This is a genomic window from Paenibacillus auburnensis (assembly GCF_927798115.1).
GTDB classification, from domain to species: Bacteria; Bacillota; Bacilli; order Paenibacillales; family Paenibacillaceae; genus Paenibacillus_AQ; species Paenibacillus_AQ auburnensis.
In genome coordinates, this window is record NZ_CAKMMG010000001.1 from 2,364,074 (window position 1) to 2,389,440 (window position 25,367).

General features: G+C 51.2%; 25 protein-coding genes and 1 other RNA gene. 1 reads left to right on the forward strand and 25 read right to left on the reverse strand.

Translation table 11 applies throughout. The features are described from left to right. Positions 1 to 42: 42 nt before the first annotated feature. On the forward strand, positions 43 to 1,272 hold the full coding sequence (locus tag L6H70_RS10970; RefSeq protein ID WP_236332703.1) for an aminotransferase-like domain-containing protein: 1,230 nt from the start codon (positions 43 to 45) through the stop codon (positions 1,270 to 1,272). Between the two features lie 100 nt (positions 1,273 to 1,372). Here L6H70_RS10970 and rnpB read toward each other — a convergent pair. From rnpB to L6H70_RS11095, 25 genes are all read right to left on the reverse strand, one after another. Beyond that, positions 1,373 to 1,781: RNase P RNA component class A (gene rnpB, locus L6H70_RS10975), an RNA gene on the reverse strand. Positions 1,782 to 1,844: 63 nt separating this feature from the next. Then, the gene (locus L6H70_RS10980) at positions 1,845 to 2,960 is read right to left on the reverse strand and encodes a Nif3-like dinuclear metal center hexameric protein (protein ID WP_236332705.1); all 1,116 of its coding nucleotides are present in this window, start codon (positions 2,958 to 2,960) and stop codon (positions 1,845 to 1,847) included. Beyond that, positions 2,936 to 3,712, reverse strand: coding sequence for a tRNA (adenine(22)-N(1))-methyltransferase (locus tag L6H70_RS10985; RefSeq protein WP_236332707.1), 777 nt, complete (start codon positions 3,710 to 3,712; stop codon positions 2,936 to 2,938). Before L6H70_RS10985 ends, L6H70_RS10980 begins: the two co-directional genes overlap by 25 nt. Further along, positions 3,709 to 4,533 (reverse strand): hypothetical protein, encoded by an 825-nt coding sequence (locus L6H70_RS10990; RefSeq protein WP_236332709.1) that lies wholly within the window; start codon positions 4,531 to 4,533, stop codon positions 3,709 to 3,711. The genes L6H70_RS10985 and L6H70_RS10990 overlap by 4 nt, the downstream gene beginning before the upstream one ends. 91 nt (positions 4,534 to 4,624) lie before the next feature. Further along, positions 4,625 to 5,761 (reverse strand): RNA polymerase sigma factor RpoD, encoded by a 1,137-nt coding sequence (rpoD, locus tag L6H70_RS10995; RefSeq protein WP_054941783.1) that lies wholly within the window; start codon positions 5,759 to 5,761, stop codon positions 4,625 to 4,627. A gap of 40 nt (positions 5,762 to 5,801) precedes the next feature. Then, positions 5,802 to 7,622, reverse strand: a complete 1,821-nt coding sequence (gene dnaG / locus L6H70_RS11000) for a DNA primase (protein ID WP_236332711.1) — start codon at positions 7,620 to 7,622, stop codon at positions 5,802 to 5,804. 40 nt (positions 7,623 to 7,662) lie between these two features. Continuing rightward, positions 7,663 to 8,142 (reverse strand): YaiI/YqxD family protein, encoded by a 480-nt coding sequence (locus tag L6H70_RS11005; RefSeq protein ID WP_423802791.1) that lies wholly within the window; start codon positions 8,140 to 8,142, stop codon positions 7,663 to 7,665. A gap of 196 nt (positions 8,143 to 8,338) precedes the next feature. After that, the gene (gene glyS, locus L6H70_RS11010) at positions 8,339 to 10,420 is read right to left on the reverse strand and encodes a glycine--tRNA ligase subunit beta (RefSeq protein ID WP_236332713.1); all 2,082 of its coding nucleotides are present in this window, start codon (positions 10,418 to 10,420) and stop codon (positions 8,339 to 8,341) included. Continuing rightward, a complete protein-coding gene (glyQ, locus tag L6H70_RS11015) occupies positions 10,413 to 11,300 on the reverse strand; it encodes a glycine--tRNA ligase subunit alpha (RefSeq protein WP_054941785.1) in 888 nt (295 codons plus the stop codon). The genes glyS and glyQ overlap by 8 nt, the downstream gene beginning before the upstream one ends. 465 nt (positions 11,301 to 11,765) lie before the next feature. Beyond that, positions 11,766 to 12,521 carry a DNA repair protein RecO gene (gene recO / locus L6H70_RS11020; RefSeq protein WP_236332715.1) on the reverse strand — a complete coding sequence of 252 codons (756 nt, stop codon included), beginning with the start codon at positions 12,519 to 12,521 and terminating at the stop codon, positions 11,766 to 11,768. 36 nt (positions 12,522 to 12,557) lie between these two features. Next, the gene (locus L6H70_RS11025; RefSeq protein WP_082451906.1) at positions 12,558 to 12,701 is read right to left on the reverse strand and encodes a YqzL family protein; all 144 of its coding nucleotides are present in this window, start codon (positions 12,699 to 12,701) and stop codon (positions 12,558 to 12,560) included. A gap of 153 nt (positions 12,702 to 12,854) precedes the next feature. Further along, positions 12,855 to 13,748, reverse strand: a complete 894-nt coding sequence (gene era, locus L6H70_RS11030; protein ID WP_054941788.1) for a GTPase Era — start codon at positions 13,746 to 13,748, stop codon at positions 12,855 to 12,857. Positions 13,749 to 14,274: 526 nt separating this feature from the next. Next, positions 14,275 to 14,694: a cytidine deaminase gene (locus L6H70_RS11035; RefSeq protein ID WP_236332717.1), complete on the reverse strand. Its 420-nt coding sequence runs from the start codon at positions 14,692 to 14,694 to the stop codon at positions 14,275 to 14,277. Positions 14,695 to 15,042: 348 nt separating this feature from the next. Beyond that, positions 15,043 to 15,438: a diacylglycerol kinase family protein gene (locus L6H70_RS11040; RefSeq protein ID WP_236332719.1), complete on the reverse strand. Its 396-nt coding sequence runs from the start codon at positions 15,436 to 15,438 to the stop codon at positions 15,043 to 15,045. Further along, on the reverse strand, positions 15,438 to 15,935 hold the full coding sequence (ybeY, locus tag L6H70_RS11045) for an rRNA maturation RNase YbeY (protein ID WP_236332721.1): 498 nt from the start codon (positions 15,933 to 15,935) through the stop codon (positions 15,438 to 15,440). The genes L6H70_RS11040 and ybeY overlap by 1 nt, the downstream gene beginning before the upstream one ends. Continuing rightward, positions 15,932 to 18,187, reverse strand: a complete 2,256-nt coding sequence (locus L6H70_RS11050) for an HD family phosphohydrolase (protein ID WP_236332723.1) — start codon at positions 18,185 to 18,187, stop codon at positions 15,932 to 15,934. The genes ybeY and L6H70_RS11050 overlap by 4 nt, the downstream gene beginning before the upstream one ends. Positions 18,188 to 18,204: 17 nt before the next feature. After that, entirely contained in the window at positions 18,205 to 19,176 is a 972-nt protein-coding gene (locus L6H70_RS11055; protein WP_236332726.1) for a PhoH family protein, read from the reverse strand. A gap of 15 nt (positions 19,177 to 19,191) precedes the next feature. Further along, positions 19,192 to 20,373 carry a sporulation protein YqfD gene (gene yqfD, locus L6H70_RS11060; RefSeq protein ID WP_236332728.1) on the reverse strand — a complete coding sequence of 394 codons (1,182 nt, stop codon included), beginning with the start codon at positions 20,371 to 20,373 and terminating at the stop codon, positions 19,192 to 19,194. Continuing rightward, positions 20,370 to 20,663 (reverse strand): sporulation protein YqfC, encoded by a 294-nt coding sequence (gene yqfC / locus L6H70_RS11065; RefSeq protein ID WP_236332730.1) that lies wholly within the window; start codon positions 20,661 to 20,663, stop codon positions 20,370 to 20,372. Before yqfC ends, yqfD begins: the two co-directional genes overlap by 4 nt. A 216-nt stretch (positions 20,664 to 20,879) precedes the next feature. Next, the gene (locus tag L6H70_RS11070; RefSeq protein WP_236332732.1) at positions 20,880 to 21,500 is read right to left on the reverse strand and encodes a hypothetical protein; all 621 of its coding nucleotides are present in this window, start codon (positions 21,498 to 21,500) and stop codon (positions 20,880 to 20,882) included. Positions 21,501 to 21,516: 16 nt separating this feature from the next. Further along, positions 21,517 to 22,518, reverse strand: coding sequence for a flotillin-like protein FloA (floA, locus tag L6H70_RS11075; RefSeq protein ID WP_236333251.1), 1,002 nt, complete (start codon positions 22,516 to 22,518; stop codon positions 21,517 to 21,519). A 57-nt stretch (positions 22,519 to 22,575) separates the two neighbouring features. Next, positions 22,576 to 23,958 carry an NfeD family protein gene (locus L6H70_RS11080; RefSeq protein ID WP_236332734.1) on the reverse strand — a complete coding sequence of 461 codons (1,383 nt, stop codon included), beginning with the start codon at positions 23,956 to 23,958 and terminating at the stop codon, positions 22,576 to 22,578. 191 nt (positions 23,959 to 24,149) lie between these two features. Continuing rightward, the gene (locus L6H70_RS11085) at positions 24,150 to 24,593 is read right to left on the reverse strand and encodes a GatB/YqeY domain-containing protein (protein WP_054941798.1); all 444 of its coding nucleotides are present in this window, start codon (positions 24,591 to 24,593) and stop codon (positions 24,150 to 24,152) included. A 15-nt stretch (positions 24,594 to 24,608) separates the two neighbouring features. After that, positions 24,609 to 24,782 carry a 30S ribosomal protein S21 gene (gene rpsU, locus L6H70_RS11090; protein WP_005547957.1) on the reverse strand — a complete coding sequence of 58 codons (174 nt, stop codon included), beginning with the start codon at positions 24,780 to 24,782 and terminating at the stop codon, positions 24,609 to 24,611. A gap of 138 nt (positions 24,783 to 24,920) precedes the next feature. Continuing rightward, positions 24,921 to 25,280 (reverse strand): histidine triad nucleotide-binding protein, encoded by a 360-nt coding sequence (locus L6H70_RS11095; RefSeq protein ID WP_054941799.1) that lies wholly within the window; start codon positions 25,278 to 25,280, stop codon positions 24,921 to 24,923. Between the last annotated feature and the right edge of the window lie 87 nt (positions 25,281 to 25,367).

The window sequence follows — 25,367 nt, forward strand, 5'->3', positions numbered from 1 at the left end:
CCGTTATGATACAACAAAATTCAATTGCGGGGAGCTTTTTTTATGAAGATCAATTACGCTGAAATGACAGGTCATCTCGGATCGTCAGCCGTCCGTGATATTCTCAAGGTTACGCAGGGCAAGGACATCATCTCCCTGGCAGGCGGATTGCCCGGAGAGGATCTGTTTCCGGTGGAGGCTGTCCGGGATGCCTACAACCGTGCGCTATCCGGAAGCGCCTCTTCTCTTCAATACGGACTTACCGAAGGATATGCACCGCTGCGCGAGGCTGTAGCCGCCAGATTAACACGCCAGGGTATTCCCGTTCAAGCTGCCGATCTGCTCCTGACCACAGGCTCCCAGCAAGCTATCGATCTGTTCTGTAAAGTCCTGCTTGACCCGGGCGACACCGTACTGATTGAAGCGCCTACTTATCTGGCAGCCCTGCAGGTACTGGGCTCTTACCGTGCTGATCTCCAAACCGTACAAACCGATGAATTCGGAATGCTGCCGGATCATCTGGAGGAACAGCTCCGGCTGCACCGTCCCAAGCTGCTCTACACCGTGCCCACCTTCAATAATCCCTCAGGGGCAAGCTGGAGCAGGGAACGCCGTGAACGGACGGTTGAACTATGCCGGCGTTACAACGTGCTGATTCTAGAAGATAACCCTTATGGCGAAATAACATTCGATGAAACACCGGGAGCTTATCCGCCGACCATGGCTTCCATTGACAGAAGCTCCGGCGAGGATAGCTGTGTCGTGTACACGGGTACCTTCTCCAAAATCGTTGCTCCCGCTCTGCGCACCGGCTGGATTACCGGACCCTCTGAGCTGATCCAAATGATCGCAAAAGCCAAGCAGGCCGCTGACCTGCACTCCAGTGCCATTGACCAGCGCGCCCTGCATGAATTGCTTCAGGGATTTGATATTGATGCGCATATCCGTGTCATATCACGGGAATATCATTCACGGATGAAGCGGCTCTCCGGCGAGCTGTCCGGACGGGGTTGGGAGGGCGCCAGCTTCAGCGAGCCGCGGGGCGGCATGTTTCTGTGGCTGAAGCTGGCTCCGGAGATTAACACTACCGAACTTCTTCCACTGGCCGTAGAGCAGGGCGTGGCCTTTGTACCCGGTGCAGTGTTCTATGCAGCCGATCCGCTTACGAACGCGATGCGCCTGAACTTCACGCATACCCCGCCAGCACTGGTACCGCTTGCTGTACAGCGGCTTGAGACAGCACTCGGGAACTATGCAGAGAAATCTGCAAAGGCTATGGGTACAATCGTCTGAAATCCGAAAAAGAGCAAAAAAAGCGGCCTTCCAAAAGGAAGGCCGCTATCTTGTCGTTTATAAGCTTCGTAATAGAGCTATATCACTATGAGTTGTCAGTTAGGAAAGTTTGCCGTAAGCCGGGTTCTGTGCTCGTTGTGGTTCAACCGGGAACTACCCTCCCACCATAAGCGACAATCATCTATCTAGGCCGTACATTACTGCACAGCTCCAGCGACCAACCTAGACACGCCTCAGGCGAAGGCTGCTCTTCCGGTAAAGGAAGCGCTGTGTCTCATTAGGTCTTGCTCCAGATGGGGTTTACCAGGAACGAAGTCACCAGCGTTCCTCGGGGTCTCTTACACCTCGGTTCCATCCTTGCCTGTGCCGCCCGAAAGCGGCCATCGGCGGTCCATTTCTGTGGCACTATCCTTCGGCTCGCGCCGACTGGACGTTATCCAGCACCCTGCCTTGTGGAGCCCGGACTTTCCTCCCGCGGCTAAGCCGCCGGCGATTGTCTGTCAAACTTCCCGAACAACATTGTATATTATACAGACTTGCACCAGTCTGCACAAGTGTAAAATAAAGGAACTTTACAGAAACTTGAAAGGCTCTGTATCGATTTGCGAAGCATAGACCGCTGTATCATACTTATGCTCAGTCAGCTTTCCGCTCATCCACTCCGCTACATGCTCTTTCATAATCTTCTCCGCATTATGTCCCGGATCGATTAGGGCAATCCCGGCCAGGAACGCATCCTGCGCCGTATGGTAATCAACATCACCGGTCACCAGCACATCAGCTCCCTTAAAGATGGCACTGTTATAGTATTTGGCTCCGGATCCGCCCATCACCGCGGCTTTGCGGACCGGACGGTTTAGGTCTCCAACGACACGTACATGATCCACCTTCAGCCCGCGCTTAACCGTTTCGATGAACTCACCTAATGTCGTCGGCTCTTTAAGCTTGCCTACTCTGCCCAGTCCAAGGCTCCGGCCTTTCAGATCCATCGAATAGAGATCGTAGGCAACCTCTTCATACGGATGTGCCTTCAGCATGGCCTGAACCACCTTATTGCGGATGGAGAGCGGAACAATCGTTTCAATGCGGATTTCCTCGGCACGCTCCATTTTGCCCGCTTCCCCAATATAAGGGTCGGAGCCTTCACGCGGAACAAAAGTACCATAGCCTTCAATATTGAAGCTGCAATGGCTGTAATTCCCGATCCAGCCTGCACCAGCATTCAGGATCGCATCGAGGACCTTCTGATGATGGTCTTTCGGCACGAATACGACCAGCTTGGACAGCTGTTCCGTATGAATATCCTTGATCGGCGCCCCGTTCTCAATCCCAAGCGCATCCGCCATCCAATCGTTCATTCCGCCTTCGGCAACATCAAGATTGGTGTGGCTGATATAGACCGCGATGTCGTTTTTGATCAACTTTTCATAGAGCTTACCCATAGGAGTATCGGTCTGAATTCCCTTGATCGGCCGGAAAATAATCGCATGATGGGCAATAATCAGATTGCAGCCCTTAGCAATGGCTTCGTCCACAATAGCGTCGTTAACGTCGAGGGCAACCAGCACACCGCTGATTTCCTTCTGCAGACTGCCAAGCTGAAGGCCTACATTATCCCATTCCTCCGCCAGATGCTTCGGGGCAAGCTGCTCCATATAGCCAATTACAGTTTGTCCTTTGGCAAACATTCCAGCACCTCCGAAATTTTCTTGATCTGCGCCCGGATTTTGCTCCGCTTTTCTTCCGCCGATTCAAGCTCCGAACGGGACAACGAGCCAAGAATACCTTCCAACTTGGCAATTTCGCCCAGCCATTTAGCGGTAAATACGGCATTGGGCTTCTCCAGCAGCCAAGGTCCCATTTGCAGCAGCATGTCCGGGCTGCAGATAACTCCTCCTGGCAGCACCCGCTCCAGGTACAGCTGCTCATTCGTCAGTCCGAAGGCCTCCCCTTCAGGATAGGCGGTCAGCACTTCGTAGATTTTGCCGTCCTCTTCTAGAATATGCTCGGCAGTCACTACCCAGCCGTTATTCAGCAGCCAGCGGCGCAAAATATCCTCGCCTACATTCGGCTGCAACGCCAGCGTCTTCACACCTTCCAGCTTGCCGAGGGCCTGGCCGCGGCCCAAAATGGCAGCGATCAGCGATCCGCCCATTCCGGCAATCGTGATGCAATCGGCTTCGCCCGGTTCAAGCACTTCAAGCCCGTCACCGCGCCGTACAGCGATTTGTTTGCCGAGTCCGGCTTCTGCAACGCCTTTTAGCGCCGCTTCATACGGACCCTGATTTACTTCACCTGCAATTGCCGAAACGGCTTTTCCGCTCTCTACAGCAGCTACAGGAAGCAGCGCGTGATCGGAGCCGATATCGGCGAGTCTGCTTCCTTCCGGCACCTGATCCAGCAGGAGCTGCAGCCGGTCTGATAATTTTACTTTGTTCATGAGGCCACCCACGTTATCCATTTTTTTCGGAAAATAAACAGCAGAGCCAATCCGGCAGCAACCTTCACTATCAATAACAGTGACACCCAGCCCGGATAGTCCTGTCTTAACCACAATGCATCGATCTCCGGCATTAGCCACAGCGACACGCCAACTCCCAGATAGACACCTGACACTCCGCTGACCTTATGATAAAGCAGCCAGCTTAACCAGACCATCAGCACACACAGCGGCAGCCAGATCAGCTCGAGCTCCAGCATCGAGGCATCCGGACGCATTTGCCCGGAGAATCCGGCATATAGGAGGGCCCAAAAAGCGAATCCGCAGTAGTGCAGCAGGCCAATCCGCAGGGTGAAGCCCAAGGCGCACCACAGCAGCCCGCAGCCTGCAATCAGCAGAGGTCTCCAAAAGTCAGGATCAAGGTCATGAAGTGCGATCAGCCATAGGCCAAAACCCAGTGTCAGCACACTGCCGACTCCAGCCAGCAGGAGACTGATCATATTGTTTCGGTCCCGGTAAATGGCCGAATAACCGTAACAGACCACTAAAACACAGAGCGATGTTGCAAGTTGCAAAGGCCAGGGAAAAACGCTAAAATAAAGACTAATCAAGAAAATCAAGGAAATAATTCCAAAACCAAACAACCAAACTTTGATGCTTCCCTGCTGTAGATTTTGCAGCGATACCGGATTGCTGTCCTTGATCTCCGCCTCATCATTGTAGAGGTTGGTCAAGAAGTCACAATATTGTTCGGGCAGCAGCTTGCTTCTTCTCCAGTACTGAATTTCTCTTATAATAATTTCACGTTTTTCCAGATTCAACGGCTTATCCCTCATTTCACCCTTGCGCTAGATGCTTCTCAAGCTAAAAGAACCTCCTGCCACTATGCAGCAGAAGGTCCGGTTATCGAATCTATTCGAGGAAATCCTTAAGACGTTTGCTGCGGCTCGGGTGACGCAGCTTGCGCAGCGCCTTGGCTTCGATCTGACGAATCCGCTCACGCGTAACACCGAATACTTTGCCGACTTCCTCAAGCGTTCTTGTCCGTCCGTCATCCAGACCGAAACGGAGTCTAAGCACGTTCTCTTCACGCTCAGTGAGCGTGTCCAGCACATCCTCCAGCTGTTCCTTCAGCAATTCATAAGCAGCGGCGTCCGCAGGCGCCAGCGCTTCCTGATCCTCGATGAAATCGCCGAGATGCGAATCATCCTCTTCTCCGATAGGGGTTTCCAGCGATACCGGTTCCTGAGCAATCTTCATGATTTCTCTAACCTTCTCAACTGTCAGCTCCATTTCTGCAGCAATTTCCTCCGGCGAAGGCTCACGTCCCAATTCCTGCAACAGCTGGCGGGAGACACGGATCAACTTGTTGATCGTTTCCACCATGTGCACCGGAATACGGATCGTACGCGCCTGGTCAGCGATAGCCCGGGTGATCGCCTGGCGAATCCACCATGTAGCATAGGTACTGAATTTAAATCCTTTGTTGTGGTCAAACTTCTCCACCGCTTTGATCAGACCCATATTGCCTTCCTGAATCAAATCCAGGAACAGCATACCGCGTCCGACATAACGTTTGGCGATACTTACTACGAGACGCAGGTTGGCTTCGGCCAGACGGCGTTTGGCTTCCTCGTCACCATTTTTGATCCGCATAGCCAGCTCAACTTCATCATCTGCCGAGAGCAGCGGCACACGTCCGATTTCCTTCAAATACATCCGGACAGGATCGTTAATTTTGATTCCCGGCGGCAAGGACAAATCGTCATCGAAGCTGAAATCATCACTATCGCTGTTCTCATTGTCCTCGCTCTGCCGAAGCGGATTGGAGCCTTCTTCATCATTCTCATTGACAACCTCAATCCCGAGGTCGCTGAGCTGCTCGTAGAATTCCTCCATCTGCTCGGGGTCTTGATCAAACGGCGACAATTTTTCCATAATATCTTTGTAATTCAATGATGATCTTTTCTTGCCGTGTTCAATAAGCTGGTCCTTAACCTGATCCAGAGTAAATTCTGCTTCCAGTTCAGTATGCTGATCGTTCGCCATAATTCGACTCCCTCCTCCCTAGGTACATCCTGTCAAATTCTCACTGTCTCTCTAGGGTTATAATCTCACTTGCTATTTGTGCCGCACGTAAAAAGTCACCGGATTTCTCCGCTTGAATCATCTCTTCACGCTTTTGCTCCATCTTGCGCTGTGTAGGATATTTCTTCACTTCACGGATGCAGTCATCCAGAACCTGCGTATTCCAGTCTGGAGGTGTGTCCATCATGGATATTGCTGTAGCAGTCTTCTCCAGACGGTCATCCTGAAGCGATGATAGAAACCGGCTGATGCCGGGTGGTTTGCCTTGCGCGTAATAGGCATATAGATAAGCGGCAATTGCCGCATGATCATCGATGTTGAACTCTTCTCCGAGGCGTTCGCCTACATAAGCAGCAGCTTCCGGATCCTGTATCATAAAAGACAGCAGGCGCCGTTCTGCAGCATGATAAGCGGGCAGCAAAGTTGGTGTCTGCACTTGCCCTTTTTTATGCCTACCATTATTCCACCTTTTGTCGTTATTATCCCCTTCGGGCATGTTTTTTTGCATCGACGCGCGGAGTAAGTTGCAGTCCTGTTTCAAGCTATCATATGACAGCTCGAGCTCGGAGGATATTTCCCGCAAATAAACTTCCCGCTCTGTGGAGGAATGAAGCGTCGCAATAATTTGGAGCGCCTCCTTGACATAGGCTATTTTGCCGTCTTCCTCTAGGAGTATATGGTTTTTTTTCAGATATATAAGCTTAAATTTTATGGCTGAAACCGCCGAGTCAATCACCTGCTCCATGAACCTTTCCCCGCCGTGACGAGAGATAAACTCATCCGGGTCCAGCCCGCTTGGAAGCACGGCAACCTTAACCCTCAGCCCGCTATCCTCCAGCACCGGGATTGCCTTCAGCGCTGCAGCTTGTCCTGCCTTGTCACCGTCATAGGAGAGAATAATCTCATCTCCAAGACTTTTCAACAATGCCACATGGCTCTCCGTCAGTGACGTTCCCATTGTAGCCACACCGTTATGCACACCTGCTTCCCAGGCCGAAATGACATCGCCATATCCTTCGAAGAGGACGATTTGCCGCGTTTTGCGGATGGATGCTTTGGACTGGTGCAAATTGTACAGAATCCGGCTCTTGTTAAATAATCTGCTTTCCGGAGAGTTTAAATATTTTGGCTGACCGTCTCCGAGAATTCTTCCGGCAAAAGCAACTACCTTGCCCGTCCGGTTCGCAATCGGGAAAATGACCCGCCCGCGAAAACGGTCGATATAGCCCTTGCCTTCTCCTCTGGCAGACAGCAGCCCGCCTTTCTCCATTTCGGCGAGATCAAAATTCCGCTTCTCCAGGAATTGCAGCAGCGTATCCCAGCGGTCAGGAGCAAACCCAATCTGGAACTGGTCGATCATTTTGTCGCTGAAGTTCCGGGATCTTAAATAATTCATCGCGGCTGTGCCGTATTCCGTGTTCTTCAGCAGAAAATGATAAAACTTTGCTGACAATTCATAAGCCTGAATCAGCCGGTCCCGTTCTGGATCGGGTGGAGACAATGGCCCACCTTTGCCCTCGGGAATGGCAATGTCGCTTTCTTCCGCCATTATTCTGACTGCTTCGGGGAAGGATAATCCTTCGATTTCCATCCTGAATTTAATGGCATTACCGCCCATTCCGCAGCCAAAGCAATGAAATACACCCCGGTCAGGGGTCACGGTGAAGGAAGGGGATTTCTCCGAGTGGAACGGGCAGAGGCCCCATAAATATTTCCCCTGCTTAGTTAGATGGACGACCTTGCCGACGGTTTCGACAATATCATGCCGAGCCAGCACGCTCTCGATAACTTCTTCCGGAATATTACCGTGTCCGCTTGCCACTTTTAGCCACCTTCATCTCTTAACAAATAAATATAATTCGCTATTGCTGCACATTCTCCTGCAAAAGTGTTAAAAGTTTTGTCAGTTTATGTTGAAAAAGATTTTTCTCTTCGGCCGTGATCGCTTTCGGTCCTTTGGAATAGTGCCCGCGCCGGCGTTCTACAGCCCTGGCATGCCTGCCTTCCAGCATAAAATCCATCTTGGTATCCTCATATTCCTGTCCGCGGTTCGAAAGCACCCTGCAGCGTTTGCCCAGCGCCAGTGCAGCTAGTCCATAATCCTGCGTGATGACAATATCTCCGGCAGAAATATGATTGGCGATGTACAGATCAGCACTGTCAGCTCCGCGGTCAACCTGCACCACTGCCACACCCTCTTCCGCCTGAAGCACATGGTCAAAAGACGAGACCATCAGCACAGGTACGCCGAAGGAACGGGCAACAGCAGCAATTTCTTTTTTGACCGGACAAGCATCCCCGTCGACCACGATTTTTCTTCCGCTGGGCTTTTCCATGATCATCACCAAATTCCCGTGTAATATATATACGCTTTACCCAAACCGAATTCCTTCTTTGATAAAGCATAAATACGGAACGAATGTCAACTTACGCATTGGCACCGTTCCGTATATTTATACCCCAAACCATCGATCTATACCATAAGTTACACAAAATCACAAATTTGCTGTGGCAGCAAAGCTCTAATTCAGCCGGAAACTACCAAACCAGCTTGCCGAAATCGGCAAACACTCTGGAGTCTGCATCTACAGCAGCCAGGAGAGCAAGGCGGTTCGTGCGGACCTGTTCGTCTTCAGCCATAACCATTACGGAATCGAAGAATCCGGTAACGGCATCCTTCAAGCCGGAAAGAATGCTGAGCGCTTCTGCGGCATTTCTGGCTGCGAGTGCTTCCTGGTAAGGCGCGTGGATTTCCTGCCATGTCTCAAATAGCTTCACTTCGGCTGCTTCTTTTAGCAGGGAAGGCTGGATAACGGAACCCTCTGCCGCTTTGGCCGCCAGATTGCTAACACGGGTCAGCGAGTCGACGGTGATTTTGAAATCAGCCTGAGTATTTACAGCCTCTGTGAGTGCACGGCTTCGGTTAACAACATCAACGATGTCATCAAAACCTGCAGCAGTGACAGCTTCCACAACATCGTAGCGGATATTATCGTCGGATAAAAGGCGCTTCACGCGAAGGCCAAAGAACTCGTAAAGGTTTATACGCAGTTCAGGGGCAAAATGTTTCTCTGCGCGCAAATTTTCATGAACTTCCACGGCCGCACTGAAAATTTCCTGCAAACTGACCGGCAGCTTATGCTCCAGTACGATCTGTACGATACCTGCTGCCTGACGGCGCAGTGCGTAAGGGTCCTGTGAACCCGTCGGGATAATACCGAGCGAGAAGCTTCCGACAATCGTATCGATTTTATCAGCGAGGCTGACGACCATACCTGCCTCAGTCGAAGGCACACTGTCTCCGGCAAACCGCGGCTGATAATGCTCGAAAATACCTTTGGCTACATTCTCCACTTCTCCAGCTTTGCGGGCGTAGTCTTCACCCATCGTGCCTTGAAGCTCAGGGAATTCACCCACCATTTGCGTTACAAGGTCGAATTTGCAAATATCCGCCGTACGGCTGACTTCAGCTGCCGCAGTTGGAGAGAGCTCAAGCTTAGCTGCGAGTTTGTCGGCAATAGCGCGGATTCTGCGTACTTTGTCGCCGACACTGCCCAGTTCAACTTGATACACAATGGTTTCCAGCTTAGCCAGGGCATCGCTGATTTGCAGCTTCTGATCTTCTTCATAGAAGAATTTTGCATCCGATAAACGGGCGCGCAGCACTTTTTCATTTCCTTTGGCAATCACATCAAGCGACTCCGCATTACCATTCCGAACGGTAACGAAGAACGGCAGGAGCTTGCCCGCAGCATCAAATACCGGGAAATACCGCTGATGCTCACGCATCGAGGTAATCAGCACCTCCTGCGGAATGTTCAGGAAGGAAGGATCAAAGGTACCGAACAGTACAGTCGGCGTTTCCACCAGGAACAGCACTTCTTCCAGCAGATCTTCCTTGATTGCGATAGTCCATTCTTTTTCTGCAGCCAGCTTATTGATCTGATCCAGAATCAGCGTTTCGCGCTCCTTCACATCAACCAGCACATGCTGGGTCCGCATGGTTTCAACATAAGCTGCAGGTTCTGTAATGACCGTCTCTGCACCAAGAAAACGGTGGCCGCGGCTCACGTTGCCTGCTTGTACACCGGTAATCTCCAGATTGATAATGTCTTGGCCGAACAATGCAACGAGCCAGCGGATCGGACGGACGAATTTGAAATCATAAGCGCCCCAGCGCATATTTTTCGGAAAGCTCATCGAGCTGACGATACCTGTAAGTCCCTCGGCAAGCAAAGAGGAGGTCTCTACACCATCGCTGTTTTTGGTGGCATAGATATACTCCACCCCAGCCAGTTCCTTAAAGGTGAATTGGTCGGGGGATACCCCCTGGCTGCGTGCAAAACCAAGTGCCGCCTTGCTCCATTCGCCGCTGGCATCCAGTGCGATTTTGCGTGACGGGCCTTTCACTTCTTCACTGATATCCGCCTGTTTCTCCGCTGCGTCTTTCACCAGTACAGCAAGTCTGCGCGGGGTGGCGTAGGCTGTTACTCCGCTATGCTCAATGCGCGAAGCTTCCAGCCATTTGACTGTTTTGTCCTGAAGCTGCTCCATCGCCGCCCGGATAAAGCGCGCCGGAATTTCCTCCAGACCAATTTCGAACAAGATATCTTTAGACATGTTCAGCACCTTCTTTCTTCAGCAGCGGGAAGCCCAGCTTCTCGCGTTCCTCCAGATATGTCGCCGCAACGGTACGGGCCAGATTCCGCACTCTTGTAATGAAGCCTGTACGTTCAGTGACACTAATGGCCCCGCGCGCATCCAAAAGGTTGAAGGTATGCGAGCACTTCAGCACATAGTCATAGGCCGGGAATACCAGATGGTTCTCCATGGCTCTGCGGGCTTCTTGTTCGTAGGTGTTGAACAGGGTGAACAGCATCTGGACATCAGATACTTCAAAGGTATAGGTGGAATGCTCCACCTCCGGCTGATGGAATACGTCACCGTAGGTCATTCCGTCTACCCATTCGAGATCGAATACATTTTCCTTTTCCTGAATGTAAGAAGCCAGACGCTCCATACCGTAAGTAATTTCTACGGCTACCGGACTGGTCTCTATTCCGCCCACCTGCTGGAAATAGGTAAACTGTGTAATTTCCATACCGTCCAGCCATACTTCCCAGCCGAGGCCTGCACAGCCCAGGGACGGGTTCTCCCAGTTATCTTCAACAAAGCGGATATCATGCAGCAATGGATCTACACCCAGCGCCTTCAGACTTTCCAGATACAGCTCCTGGATGTTGTCCGGTGAAGGCTTAATGATTACCTGGAACTGGTGATGCTGGTACAACCGGTTCGGGTTCTCGCCATAACGTCCGTCCGACGGGCGGCGGGAAGGCTCAACATAAGCTACTTTCCACGGCTCGGGTCCAAGCGAACGCAAAAACGTCATAGGGTTCATCGTGCCCGCCCCTTTTTCCGTATCATACGGCTGGACGAGGATACAGTTCTGTTCTGCCCAGAACTGCTGCAGCGTCAAAATCATCTGCTGAAAGTTCATACTACCGACTCCTTCGCTTTACAAGTTTGGTGGCAGTCTCTGCCATGAAGCTTCTTACTGTGCCGCGATGGAGGCGGCGCTCTTATAGGCCTGCAGCGTAGACCCGAAGGTCCGCCACAAGGCAAAAAAGCTCCCGCCCCCATGCCTGATTTCCAGACATAGGGACGAGAGCTTAACATATACTCCCGCGGTTCCACCCTACTTGATTACGCACTGCGTCCCCGGCCATTTCGGCTCAGTAAAACGCAAGTTGACGAAATCCACTTTTCATTCTGCCGTTTCCGTACTCCCGGGTGCCCTGTTCATGAACATTGTCCTGCCAGGCTTCCACTATCCCCGGCTCGCTTAAGCGACAACTGGCGTCCACTACTTTCCCGATCACTGCACGTCTCTAAGACTTCAGAGTGACATCGGCTGTAAATTAAAAAGAAACTGATCCCATAGTAACGGAAATTTAAGGATTCGTCAAATGTTGTATTTATCGAGCTGATCAAGGAAACCTTGCGACTTCAATTTCAGCCCGAGCTGCATATCCATAAACGCGCGCATTACTTTTTTAAGTTCACTCCGGGTTGCTTCCTTCACATCCACATTTCCGAGGCGTGTCAGATCAAGTGCTGCAAACAGGCGCAGCAGCTTAAGCGCGCGGGGAGAAATCTCCATCGCCGGCGGATCATTGTGTCTGCAGCCGCGGCATAATACCCCGCCGAGGCGGGGGCTAACGCGCAGTTCTTCATCCGGCTTATCCAGTCCGCAGGCAATACAATGATCGAGTTCCGGCCCGTATCCCGCAGCTTGCAGTATTTTCATCTCAAATACATTAAGAATGACACCGGGTTCCTTATCTTCTTCAAGTGCATTCAAACACGCCGACAGCTGCCGGAACCAGAAGCTGCCGGTTTCCTCCTCATGCAGCACACGGTCAAGCAGCTCGCAGGCATATGAAGCATAGGCTGCTTTGACCAAATCTGTCCGCAGCGAATGATGGGACTGTGTTATTTCTCCTGCGTTCAGGGTTCCTAAGCCCCCATTGTTGCGAAAAAATACAAATTCCCCAACCGTGAACAGCTGGATTAGCGCAGCATGGCGGCTTTTAACCTTCTTGGCACCGCGGACGAGAACGCCTACTTTACCGGCGTTCTCGGTGCAAAGCGTAATAATGGCGTTCCCTTCACCGTAGTCCATGCTGCGGATGACGATCCCTTCCACCCTGTGTAGCATGCCTCTTCCCCCAACCATTCGGCAAGCAACCAGTCCTTATTGCGCTTCTTCATCAAGGGCCTTCTCTTCCTCCGCGAGCAGCGGTCCGCCTTCTTCAAGCGGATCTCCGGCTTCTCTATACAGCAGATAAGCATCGACATCTCCAGTCTTTGCAAAATACTTCCACGAAAAGTCTCGCATTCGTATTCATCCTTTCTTCGGAAACACGATGTCTCTTCAGAAATAGGATGTGCGCTGAGCTGAGGTTTATCCTTGCAATTCCTGCCAAGCAGAAACGGCCTGCCGTCCTGCTTGGCAGGCGGGGCCGTTTCCAGAAGCTGCGGAGCCCAAGTTTTAAAGGTCTTTGTGGAAGCCCAAATCGCGCAGTACGCGTTCCTGATTGCGCCAGTCTTTTTTCACTTTTACCCATAGCTCTAAGAAAATCTTCGAACCCAGCAGGTTCTCGATATCCGTGCGGGCCCGTCTGCCGACTTCCTTCAGCATTGCACCCTGCTTGCCGATAATAATTCCCTTCTGGGAGTCGCGCTCGACAAAAATAACCGCATTAATATGCACTACGCCGTTAGGCTCTACGCGCATATCCTCGATGGCCACCGCAATGGAATGCGGCACCTCTTCACGGGTCATGTGGAGAATTTTCTCACGGATCAGCTCGGCGCAGACGAACTGCTCCGGATGGTCGGTAATCTGGTCGTCAGGATAATACTGAGGACCTTCCGGCAGATATTTGGCCACCTGATCCAGCAGCGTATTGACGTTGCTGCCGAGCTTGGCGGAAATCGGTACGATTTCAGCGAATTCATGCAGCTTGTTGTACTGTGCAATCAGCGGAAGCAGCGCCTCCGGCTCGATTTTGTCGATCTTATTCAGCACTAAAATAACAGGTGTCTTAACGCCGCTGAGTTGCTCAGCGATAAAGCGGTCACCGCCGCCCAGACCCTCTGAAGCATCCACCAGGAACAGTACCGCTTCTACTTCATGCAGCGTGCTCATCGCCGTCTGGTTCATGTAATCGCCCAGCTTCGACTGTCTTTTATGGATACCCGGTGTGTCCAGGAATACGATCTGCGAATTATTCGCCGTATACACCCCGTGAATTTTGTTTCTTGTAGTCTGCGGCTTGTCCGACATTATGGCGATTTTTTGACCAATCACCTGGTTCATTAGTGTCGATTTGCCTACGTTCGGTCTGCCGATAATGGCGACAAACCCTGATTTGAATTTCATATGATCTTCCCTTCTGCATGAAAAAAAATAAAATCTTTTAAAACTTGCTTTTCGATCCCCCTAAATCCCCCTTAGCCAAGGGGGACCCCAAGGGCCCCGGCCCTCTGGACACCCGGAACTGGCGTAGGAGCAGGAATCGGCGTATGGATCGGTCTGGTGGAGCAATGAGCGCTTTCGTTCCCTGCGGGAACACGCTGGACGGCGGCGAGAATCAAATTTGTTAACTAACTTTCGCCCGGAACGCACCAACAGCACTCGAACACTGCTTTAATTGTATTTTGTACAGATATTTCAGATTGAATCTACAACTTTCTCATTTAGTTGTATTTCGTGCAGTTATTATTGGCAATTTGGACGATTTACTAGCAAATTGCAAATATAACTGCAGAAACTGCAATTAAAATCAGATACTGTGCAAATTAAGCTGATTTAATTGTACGTTGTGCAATTAAATCGAAAGTACACTCCATTATCGAAAGCACACTCCATTGCGGCTACTGAATTCCGCCGACTATGTAGAGCCGATTTACTCGGGAGCCTGTCCCTGCTCCAGATCAGCCGGGCCAAACGCGCCGGGAAGCAATTCGCGCACTGTCGTTTCGACGATATCGCCCTTCAGGTTGCCCAGAATAACTTTCATATCTGGACCGCACAGCTCTACCATGACCTGGCGGCAGACGCCGCAGGGCGATACAGGTCCGTCGGTATCAGCAACGACGGCAATAGCTTGGAAAGTGCCGGGTTTGTGGCCGTCTGCAATGGCGCGGAACATTGCCGTACGCTCTCCGCAGTTCGTCGGGCCGTAAGCCGCATTCTCGATATTGCAGCCATGGTGCACATGGCCGTCCTGATCCAGCAGCGCCGCACCGACTCCGAAACGGGAATAAGGTATATATGCATTGGCTCTTGCCTTGATCGCTTCCTGAAGAAGTTGAGCAGATTCCATAGTGGCCCTCCTAAAAGTTTTGTCAGCATACTCTACTTGGATTACTTCGTACAAAACTGGCTTCGTAAGCATTCACTTAGTTTTGTCAGCATACTCTACTTGGATTACTTCGTACAAAACTGGCTTCGTAAGCCTCCGCTCAGTTTGTTTTGTTAGACTTCTCATCATTATTCATCAGCAGGCAACCACGCAATATCCAGCCGTCCTATTTGAGATTTGCCCCTATACACACCTTTGAAATTGAGCTTATCTGCAGGACATTTGCTTCGAAAGAGTATGGCCTAATTAAAGATGACGGAGGGCAAAAAAGCCGGTCCGCCTCTTAGGTCAGCTGAAGTTGTAAACTGATTATGACATAAGTCCGGTGATCCAGTCCATCACAGGATGATAAAAAACATAGATTCCGACGATAACGGCAAAGACCGCCGTAAGCAGCACAGCTCCTGCGGCGGTATCTTTGGCAGTCTTAGCCAGGGGATGAATATCCGGCGACACCAGATCAACCGTCGCTTCAATAGCCGTGTTCAACAGTTCTGAGCTTAGAACAAGCGTAATTGCCAGCAGCAGCAGCATCCAGCTTGAAGGAGGAAGCCTGAAAACCGCGGCGGCGACCAGCACAATAACAGCCAGGCCGCAATGCACCTTCATGTTCAGCTCGGATTTGAACGCTGAGGCAATGCCGTGCGCAGCAAATCTAAAAGAATGCCAGAATTTTTTGTGGCCCACCGCCGTATTTTTGACCATTAGCGGGTCAACCCCACCTGAGCCAGTACATGCTCCTGTTTGGACATCATTTCGGCCTCTGAGGCCGCATCCTGATGATCATAGCCCAGCAGATGCAAAAAACCGTGAACGAACAGGAATCCAAGCTCCCGTTCCAGAGAATGCCCATACTCCAGAGCCTGCTCCTGCGCCCGTGTAACAGAGATAATAATATCTCCCAGCGCATTAGGCACATCCCCGAGTTCATCATTCTCATCAAACGCATATATAATCTCCGGCTCATCTTCTCCGGTTTCATTCATCGCAAAGGATAACACATCCGTCGGACGGTCAATTCCCCGGTACTCGCGGTTCAGTTCATGAATGCGCTCATTATCGACAAAAGTTAGGTCCACCTCACCTTTTTCAATCCCTTCGGCTTCCCCCGCTTTTTGCAGAATGCTCTCCAGCAGTGCGATAAGACCGTCATTGATTTCGTATTCTTCCTGTTCGTTGCTCCAATTGATGGCTAAACTCATGTAGTAGCCGCCCCTTCCTCTTTCTTCGGTTTCTTCACTTCCTCAGGGTATTCGATCCGGGAGTGAAAAATCCCCATTACCGTTTCTTTCAGCGTCCGCGCGATAATGTCCAATTCCTTGATCGTCAGATCACATTCATCGAATTGGTGATCGTCCAGACGGCTCTTTATAATCTTCTCGATCATCGTCTCCACCTGCACAACGGTCGGCTTGCGGAGCGAACGGACAGCAGCCTCCACACTGTCGGCAATTCCGACCACGGCTGCTTCTTTGGACTGTGCCTTAGGTCCGGAATAGCGGAAATCCTCTTCGGTGAAATCCGGCTCAACGCCTTTTTCCTCCGCCAGTTTTAGTGCTTTATGGTAAAAATAATGCAGGAACGTCGTGCCGTGATGCTGTTCCGCAATATCGCGGATCGGTTTAGGCAGCTTATACTCCTTGAGCATTTCCACACCGTCACGGGCATGAGCAACAATGATCGATTTGCTGAGCGCAGGTTCAATCGAATCATGCGGATTTTCCATATTGTTCTGGTTCTCGATAAAATAAAACGGCCGCTTCGTCTTGCCGATATCATGATAGTAGGAGCCGACACGGCACAGCAGGCCATCAGCACCTATCGCCTCTGCCGCAGCTTCCGACAGGTTGCCGACCATTACGCTGTGATGATACGTTCCCGGTGTTTCGGTAAGCAGCTTACGGAGCAGCGGATGATTCGGGTTGGACAGCTCGACCAGCTTCAGCGCCGATAAAATACCGAAGGTAGCTTCGAAGAACGGCATCAGCCCGATCACCAGCACCGCTGTCAGCAGACCGCTGGCAAAAGCAAAACCTACCTCATACAAGGTCTGTGTATCATTCCATTCCCCGCCTCCCAGCAGCTTCAGCATAAATACTGTTACACAGCCGAATAAGGAGACCATAATCCCGCCTTTCAGTAGGGTCGAGCGCTGTCCGGCGCGGTGGGTTGCAAAAATGGCGACATACGAAACTACAAGCGCAAAGAAGCCGAAGGTAAAATCAAATACTGTATTCTGCTGTACATTCAGAATAATGCTTGCAAGCACACCGAACAAAATGGAGCAGAAATATGCCAGAGTCATATCCAGCAGCATGGCAATCAGCATCGCCCCGATCGCGACCGGAGCCAGGAAGCCGACATAGGACCTTACATCGGTCTGCAGGAACGCGGCAAGCTTCATGGTGAAGATGGTAATGATAAAGACGAGCACCAGCATCAGCAGCTGAGAGTTATTATACTTAAAGCCGGCAGTGCCTCCGGAATAGCGGATAAATACCATTAGTCCTGCTGAGAGCATGATCGACAGCAGCAGCAGCCCGAATTGCGGCCAATAGTTAACTTCATTGCTGAGCAGTCCGTTCTCATCCAGCAGCGCGTACAGATCCGGTGTAATCGTATCTCCTTTGGCTACAAGCACATCACCTTGCTCGATAAACACGTCCGGCGTGTTCTCACGGGCCTGCACCTTTGCTTCCTTGGTGGCTTCCTCGTCAAAGAACTTGTTAGGCATAATAACCAGCCGCACCAGCTCCTGTGTAACCTCACGGGCTGTACGCTGGCTGAGGGAGCTTACGCTGACCTGCTCCGCAACCTTGGCGCGCACCGTCTGGGCGTCAACGATCTGATCATTCATCAGCTTAATCACAATTTCCCGGGCAACCTGCTTCATTTCGATGATATCCTGGGAGGTCAGACGCGGGATTTTGATATAAGTCTCTTCCGGAATGGTGTAGGCCTGCTCAGCGATGACCGACTGTATCTCATCTAGGAGTGTATCAGAATAAGTGCCTGAATTACGGCTTGAATTGATAAAATTAAGGATAAAATCATTAGCCCGCTGGGGAATCACATCTTTGTAAATACCGACCTTATCGCTTTGTGAAATCAGATCATCCTGATTCAGGCTGTCAATCCGGTCCAGCAGCGAGGTGACCAGACTGTCGGCTCTAATCGGAATAATCTCATACTTGTTGGGTACATTCTCGGCAGCCGCCTCCTGGGCCTTCAGCTTAGCCTTATTATCAAGGATTTGCTTGGGGGCCGTGATTTCTTTGGCGCTGGTAGTATTCACTTTTATATCATACCGTTTGGGCAGCAGATCAGAAGAGAGACTGAAATAGAAGACAATCCCCAATAACAGGAAAAGAGCATAGCGCGTTGCCGCGCTATACTTCCATCCGGTATTGCTATATACAAATCCGCTTAATTTCGATGGTTGCTTTGAAGCCATGAGGACAGTCCCCTTTGTTAGTCGAGGTTTTCGGCAGAGCGGTCATAGGCTACGATAATTTTCTGCACCAGGGAGTGCCTTACTACATCCTGTTCTGCAAAATAAACAAAACCCAATTCCTCAATACCGGATAAAATCGCCTTAGCTTCGATTAATCCCGATTTCTTACCGCGTGGCAGGTCAATCTGGGTCACGTCACCTGTGATGACCATCTTTGAACCAAACCCTAGCCGGGTCAGAAACATTTTCATTTGCTCAGGGGTCGTATTCTGGGCTTCATCCAGAATGATAAATGAATCATCAAGTGTACGTCCCCGCATATAGGCAAGCGGTGCAATTTCAATTAATCCCCGTTCAAGTGCCTTGGCCACCTGATCTGGTCCCATAACGTCATACAAGGCGTCGTAAAGCGGACGAAGATACGGGTCTACCTTCTCCTGCAAATCACCAGGTAGAAAGCCCAAGCTCTCCCCTGCCTCAACGGCCGGGCGGGTAAGCACAATACGCTTCACAGAACCCTCTTTGAGGGCTGTAACGGCAAGTACAACGGCAAGGTAGGTCTTGCCTGTTCCTGCCGGACCGATACCAAAGACGATATCGCGTTTCTTAATGGTAGTAACATAGTGCTTCTGGCCAATGGTTTTGACACGGATCGGCTTGCCGCGGAAAGTGGTTGTGATTTCACCCTTGAACAGGTCAAGCAGCTGATCGGCGCGAAAATCCTTAGCCAGCTCTACCGCATATTGAATGTCCCGTTCACTAAGGATGTAACCGCTGCGAACCAGGGACAGCAGAACATTGAACAATTGCCCCAGCATGTCCACTTCGCGCTCCGCCCCGCGTATCGTAACCTCTGCCTCACGCGAGTCAATGACCGCCGGAATTTCACTCTCGATTATTTTAAGGAATCCATCCTGCGGGCCGAACAGGGATTGCGCTTCTCCCGCATTTTGCAAAGATATACGAATGCTTGCAGTCTGTTCTGACAAGTAGCCTCATTCTCCTCAGTTGTTTACTATCGGAAGTTCTTCCGCAATTTTCTCTTCCACTTCAAACAGCACTTTCATATAAACTTTACCATTGTCTTTCTTCTCATGCAAAATTTTTTGACTTTTTATGGTGCTGTCAGCGCCGTAACGAGCCAAAATATCATTTTTTGCCCGTGCAATCCCGTCTGCCCTGGCCTCTTCCGCCGTTTTTACAGAAGACGTGTATTGGACCTGCAGTTCCTTCTCCGTCATCACCCCGAGCGGCAGCTGCAGGGACCGCCAGGTGAGCATATTATTCTCTGTGAGCGTGCGTGATTTATCAAAACCGGATTTCCCGTAGCCCCACAACTGAACTGCCCAATCACCAAGCACAAGGTAAGTGCGGTCTTTCCGCTCTCCCGTGTAGGAGCTGCTTGTCGTTTTCAGGGGAACCTCGATATTGTATTCATGCCAGACAAGGCCCTTTACCTCACCTTTAGCCACTACATATTGCGTATTCTCCTCATCGCCCAAAGCTCCGGAGATCAATATCTGCCCTTTTTTGACCCGTGAATGGATTCCCACAACCGGTCTGCCCTGCTCGGCATAGATTTCGGTAACCACAGCATCAGTTCTGCTGACCAAATGACGCTGGCTTAACAAAGGCTTGCTCTCCGGCCGATCAGCCTCGACTACCTGAATCGTAATGCTCGTCCCCGTCCGCTCCACACCGACCCAGGAAATACCCGGGACACGGGAAGCCAGCTTTTTGGAGAGCTTGTCCGGATCTTCCATACGCCAGATCCACTGGTACGGATATACTCCCTCCTGGCGGGCAGCAGCTAATATATCATCGGAGGCAATCAGCTTGTTTCCTTCAACCCGGATGGTCCAAATCATCGAACAAAACAGCAGAAGTGTCACCCCGAACAGGAATATACCTGCGGCAAAAAGCTTGCGTCTCCACAGCCGTGCCGCCCTGAAGGGAAGTCCGTTTCTGGCGGTGACATGCATGCGGCAGCCTGTCTTTTTCAGGAGCGGCCGGAGAGCAAAAAAGTCATCCAGCAAGAGATTCAGGGAAGCGCCGTCTCCGGCAGGCTTCACCTCCCAGATGACGATGCCGGCTTCGGCTACGGCATTGATAAACTTTTCCACCTGCGGTCCCGTCACATGCAGTGTAACGAACCCCCGCAATGTTGACAGAGGCGGCTCTTTCATGGTTTCTCCTCGCTTCCCTTATATCTGATTTCACCGATAATACCTTCAACAGCCAGCTCCTGGCCGAGTATGTTCCGGATCATAAGCCCTTCCCCGGAAATTTCAAGTGATCCATTCACTAACGCGATCGTAAGCTGTCCAGAGGAAAAGTTCAGCACGCCGCGGTGATTCTCAATGTGTAGTTCCTTATTGCCGATCAGGGTGATCCGGGGCAACTCCTGCAGCACATCCTGCGGAAGATCCAGTACCCCGTTTGTCCATCCCCGCAGCCTGCGGCCGATACGGGTCATATGTAGACTTCTCCCCCTTCCTGCCTTCTGTACACCATATGCGGGGATAATGTTTTTTATGAGCAGAAGTCACATGGGAAGCGAGATTCGAGGGCCTTCGTAGCCCGGTAAATACAAAAAAGCCTCCAGGACCTTTAAAGGCCCTGAAGGCTTACCTGTACATGAGAGAACAGCTGCCGCCCTAAACCGCAGCATAGCTGACTCTCGGCAAAATTGTTATCTGCGGGTAGAATGCGGCTGTCGGGAACGCGGGGGACCGAGAATTTCCGACCAGACCAGCCCGTTCTGCAGGGCTTGACGGTTGGTCGCCAGACTGCTCCGGAGAGGGGCTGATCCTGCGCCGCCCTGCTCACGGGCCGCCACAGCGCCTCCTAAGCCCTCTTCCTTCCCCCGACCAGCCATCCCGTCAAATGATGACTGCAACCGCTCCAGCTCACGCTGCATGCGCTCTGTACGCGCCTGTACACTGTCTTCTCTATCCCAGGGCTGCTCCAGAGACATTCCTTCGCCTGTCTCATAATCGGGTGTAGGGATCTCCGGAGATTCTCTCCATGCCGGAGAGAGCTCATGCTCATGCTCCTCATAGGACGCCGTTGTCCGTCCAGGATAAGACGAGGGAACTCCGGGCGCCGGAAACCCGCTGCCTGAGCCTGCCGGGCGTGCTGCCTCCCGGTCAGGCTCAGGGCGCCGTGCCCGGCGCAGCGGATCATCCCCGCCTCCGCCAAAGGTTGGCATGCCGCCCCGTGCGTTAGGCTTTTTCTTGTTCTTAGCCGCTTTATTCACATTGGAAATGATCGCGATAAGAATAATCGCGGCGATATAAATCAAACTGCCCATGGGAACTCACATCCCCTTATTTATTGGTCGGACGGTTCGTATCGTCCCCATCATTTAATTTACCGAGCGAGCCGCGCATCTGGGTGTCGGCCTCGATATTCTTGAGATTCATATAGTCCATAACGCCAAGCTGTCCGGCACGCAGCGCTTCTGCCATAGCCAGCGGTACCTGGGATTCGGCTTCTACGACCAGCGCTTTCATCTCAACAACCCGCGCCTTCATTTCCTGTTCATGAGCCACGGCCATCGCTCTGCGTTCTTCGGCTTTGGCCTGTGCGATGCGTTTGTCTGCTTCTGCCTGCTCAGTCTGCAGATAAGCGCCGATATTCTTGCCGACATCAATATCCGCAATATCGATCGAGAGAATCTCAAATGCGGTACCAGAGTCTAGGCCCTTGGACAGAACAGTACGTGAAATCGAATCCGGATTCTCCAGAACGTCTTTATGCGAATTACTCGAACCAACAGTGGTAACAATCCCTTCACCGACACGTGCAATAATTGTTTCCTCACCCGCACCGCCGACCAGCCGGTCGATATTAGCCCGGACTGTTACCCGTGCTTTAACCTTTACTTCGATCCCGTTCTTGGCTACCGCAGCGACAACAGGTGTCTCAATGACACGCGGATTAACACTCATCTGTACGGCCAGCAGCACGTCACGTCCCGCCAGGTCAATGGCAGCAGCACGCGTGAACTCAAGCGGTATATCAGCCCGCTGGGCGGCGATAAGTGCATTGACCACCCGGTCGACGTTACCGCCGGCCAGATAATGGCTCTCAAGCTGATTAATATTAATACCGAGTCCGGCCTTCGTTGCCTTAATCAGAGGATTGACAATCCGGCTCGGAGTTACCCGGCGCAGCCTCATCGCCACCAGTGTAATAATACTGATTCTTACACCGGATGCCCATGCAGAAATCCACAGCATAACCGGGAAGAAGCTGAAGAACACGCTTAAAACAATGATCACGACAACCGCGATCAGCAAAATAGGAATCAAAGACGCTTCACCCATACTCTTTCTCAACCTCCGTCACATTTTAAAATCCATTCTTACTTTCAAAGGCTCAGCTTATTCCGCCGATTCCTTTACCACTACGCGCCCGCCCTCAACTTTGACGACCGAAATGGGCCTGCCCGAATTGATAAAGCTGCCTTCTGTAACCACATCTATACGTTCTCCACCGACCATGGCAGTTCCTGCCGGACGAAGCGGAGTGATACTCACGCCTGCTGCTCCAAGAAGGTTCAGCTTTTCCAGTACCGGTACAAATCCCTCTTCCTTGGTCAGACTGTCCCGGAGAATAAACCGGTTCCAAATTCCCCGCTCTTTAAAGATAACTGCGACAATCACAATGACCACCGCTGCAGCCGCAAAGGCAATCCCAAGGTTGAGCAGGGCATGAGTATAGCTGAAGGCTGCCCGCACTACACCCGCCACAAGGCAGACTGAACCCAGCAGACCCAGTATCCCAAAGCTAGGGACAAAGAGCTCCAGAACGAGCATCACAAGCCCCAGAATGAACAGCAGCCAGGTCTCGGCCCCGGCGAAGCCGGCAACATAGTTGCCGAAGAAATAAAGGGCAAAGGCCAGCGTTCCGATAATCCCCGGAGCACCGAATCCCGGTATCAGCATTTCAATGACAATTCCGGCAATCCCGATAAAGAGCAGAATGGTCATCACAACCGGATTCGTGAGAAACTGCGACATTTTCTCCGCACCGGTATGTTTTACATAAAAAATATCCTCCGTAGAATACCCAAGCCAGCTTACAGCATCCTCCGGTGTACCTGCCAAATGTTCAGCATATCCGGCTTTCAGCGCTTCATCACTGGTCAAAGCAATGATCTGCCCGGCGGTTTTGTTCACGCCTAGTTCAGGTTTGTTCACCACCAGATTGACATCCATCATCCCTGCGGCGATGTCAGGATCACGGTCGTTCAGCATGGCTGCCCCTACCATTTTGGATTTCCAGTAGGAGACCATTTTGGCATCATCCACGTGATTTCCGTTCATATCTACCAGTGATGCCGCTCCGATCATACTCCCGGGCTTCATGATAATGGTATCCGCATTCAGCGCGATGTAACTGCCTGCCGATGCGGCGTCGCCCTTAATGTACGCAGCAGTAGGAATATCGCTGTCTCTGACCAGCGTGCCTATCTGCTCAGCCGAGTTAACGAGCCCCCCCGGCGTATCAATCTCCAGCACAATCAGAACGGCCCCGTAGCTAGCCGCCTCTGCAAATCCGCGCTCCAGAAAGCTCTGCAGCCCGCGTTCAATTTCCTGGTCTACCGGAATGATAAACACAGGTCCGCTCTTCGTTTGGGCACCTGAATCCGCTGCACCTGACGAACCAGCCGCTCCGCTTGCCCCGGCCAGAACCGGCATACCCAGCATCAGCAGCAGAATTGCGGCGGTAAAGGATAGCAACATTTTTCGTAATCTGCTCATGTTTTAACCTCCCTTCTCCAGGATAACCCAGTTCATACTCCCTAGTACGCCTTTCCCGGAAATTCGTTTCAAACAAACCCAAGTTCCATAGTCTCCCGGGAAAATGCAAATAAAGGACAAGCTAAGCTGCTGCTTATACCTGTCCCTTAATTACGAAAAACACCCCTTATAAAAGGGGTGCTAGCGTTATATTATTGCAGAAATTGCAGAACCGCCTGGTTCACAAGTTTACCATCGGCGCGACCTTTGACTTTAGGCATCAGCGCGCTCATGACCTTACCCATATCACTTTTCGAAGAAGCACCGGTTTCCTGGATGGTCTGCTGTACAATTACTTTAATTTCTTCTTCGGAAAGCTGCGTAGGAAGATACTTAATGATAATCTCGATTTCTGCCTTCGTACTCGCGGCAAGCTCGTCGCGACCCGCTGATTCAAATTCTTGGAGGGCATCTTTGCGCTGTTTGATTTCACGACTAAGGATATCAAGCACTTCGTTGTCGTCTAATGTTCTCTTCAAATCTATTTCAAGATACTTTATCGTAGAACGAACCATTCGAATGGTGGAGAGTGTGAACTTGTCCTTACTCTTCATCGCTTGCTTCATATCTTCGTTCAATCGTTCGCTAAGATTCATGACTCGGTAATCCTCCTAAAACTTTCTCTTACGAGCAGCCTCAGACTTCTTCTTGCGCTTTACGCTTGGCTTCTCATAATGCTTGCGTTTCTTCACCTCAGCCAAGACACCATCTTTAGCGATGGAACGTTTAAAGCGACGAAGTGCAGCATCAATTGTCTCGTTTTTACGAACTTTCGTTTCAGACACCAGTTTTCCCTCCCTCCGACCAGACCGTCCAAGAGCATAACACGGTTCATCAAATTTCATTATAGGTCAAACCGAAATAAGGTGTCAACCTTCGTGTTATTCTTTTTTCTGGCTGGTTATCTAATTTTGAAAAATCCGCTAAGCATGTGAAGCAGAAGTGCCGACAAGGGCGCCCAGTTTGGCACCGCCCAGCAGGTGATAATGAAGGTGAGGCACGGCTTGTCCGCTATCCGGTCCGCAATTGTTGATCAGCCGGTAGCCGGTTTCTGCAATGCCAAGCTCAATGGCAATTTGTTGTGCCACAGCATGAATCTCGCCAATCAGGGGCAAATCCTCCGCTGTGACATCATTCATCGAGGCGATGAATTTCTTAGGGATAATGAGCACATGCACTGGTGCAGCAGGCTCAATGTCATAGAACGCCAGAATCCGCTCGTTCTCAAAAACCTTTTTGGAAGGGATTGTGCCCTCAATAATTTTGCTAAAGACGGTTTCCATACAACGCTTCCTCCTAAAAGTTTTGTGGAGCATGCCTGCCTGATTTCTCTTCGCAACAAAACTCGCTTCGTAAGCTGATACTTTGTT

What these genes read in the sequence shown, in the direction of transcription:
- L6H70_RS10970 (WP_236332703.1), top strand. Translation starts at nt 43, where the DNA reads ATGAAGATCAATTACGCTGAAATGACAGGTCATCTCGGATCGTCAGCC.
- L6H70_RS10980 (WP_236332705.1), bottom strand. Translation starts at nt 2,960, where the DNA reads ATGTTTGCCAAAGGACAAACTGTAATTGGCTATATGGAGCAGCTTGCC.
- L6H70_RS10985 (WP_236332707.1), bottom strand. Translation starts at nt 3,712, where the DNA reads ATGAACAAAGTAAAATTATCAGACCGGCTGCAGCTCCTGCTGGATCAG.
- rpoD (WP_054941783.1), bottom strand. Translation starts at nt 5,761, where the DNA reads ATGGCGAACGATCAGCATACTGAACTGGAAGCAGAATTTACTCTGGAT.
- L6H70_RS11005 (WP_423802791.1), bottom strand. Translation starts at nt 8,142, where the DNA reads ATGATCATGGAAAAGCCCAGCGGAAGAAAAATCGTGGTCGACGGGGAT.
- glyS (WP_236332713.1), bottom strand. Translation starts at nt 10,420, where the DNA reads ATGTCTAAAGATATCTTGTTCGAAATTGGTCTGGAGGAAATTCCGGCG.
- glyQ (WP_054941785.1), bottom strand. Translation starts at nt 11,300, where the DNA reads ATGAACTTTCAGCAGATGATTTTGACGCTGCAGCAGTTCTGGGCAGAA.
- recO (WP_236332715.1), bottom strand. Translation starts at nt 12,521, where the DNA reads ATGCTACACAGGGTGGAAGGGATCGTCATCCGCAGCATGGACTACGGT.
- L6H70_RS11025 (WP_082451906.1), bottom strand. Translation starts at nt 12,701, where the DNA reads ATGCGAGACTTTTCGTGGAAGTATTTTGCAAAGACTGGAGATGTCGAT.
- era (WP_054941788.1), bottom strand. Translation starts at nt 13,748, where the DNA reads ATGAAATTCAAATCAGGGTTTGTCGCCATTATCGGCAGACCGAACGTA.
- L6H70_RS11035 (WP_236332717.1), bottom strand. Translation starts at nt 14,694, where the DNA reads ATGGAATCTGCTCAACTTCTTCAGGAAGCGATCAAGGCAAGAGCCAAT.
- L6H70_RS11040 (WP_236332719.1), bottom strand. Translation starts at nt 15,438, where the DNA reads ATGGTCAAAAATACGGCGGTGGGCCACAAAAAATTCTGGCATTCTTTT.
- ybeY (WP_236332721.1), bottom strand. Translation starts at nt 15,935, where the DNA reads ATGAGTTTAGCCATCAATTGGAGCAACGAACAGGAAGAATACGAAATC.
- L6H70_RS11050 (WP_236332723.1), bottom strand. Translation starts at nt 18,187, where the DNA reads ATGGCTTCAAAGCAACCATCGAAATTAAGCGGATTTGTATATAGCAAT.
- yqfD (WP_236332728.1), bottom strand. Translation starts at nt 20,373, where the DNA reads ATGAAAGAGCCGCCTCTGTCAACATTGCGGGGGTTCGTTACACTGCAT.
- yqfC (WP_236332730.1), bottom strand. Translation starts at nt 20,663, where the DNA reads ATGACCCGTATCGGCCGCAGGCTGCGGGGATGGACAAACGGGGTACTG.
- L6H70_RS11070 (WP_236332732.1), bottom strand. Translation starts at nt 21,500, where the DNA reads ATGGGCAGTTTGATTTATATCGCCGCGATTATTCTTATCGCGATCATT.
- floA (WP_236333251.1), bottom strand. Translation starts at nt 22,518, where the DNA reads ATGGGTGAAGCGTCTTTGATTCCTATTTTGCTGATCGCGGTTGTCGTG.
- L6H70_RS11080 (WP_236332734.1), bottom strand. Translation starts at nt 23,958, where the DNA reads ATGAGCAGATTACGAAAAATGTTGCTATCCTTTACCGCCGCAATTCTG.
- L6H70_RS11085 (WP_054941798.1), bottom strand. Translation starts at nt 24,593, where the DNA reads ATGAATCTTAGCGAACGATTGAACGAAGATATGAAGCAAGCGATGAAG.
- L6H70_RS11095 (WP_054941799.1), bottom strand. Translation starts at nt 25,280, where the DNA reads ATGGAAACCGTCTTTAGCAAAATTATTGAGGGCACAATCCCTTCCAAA.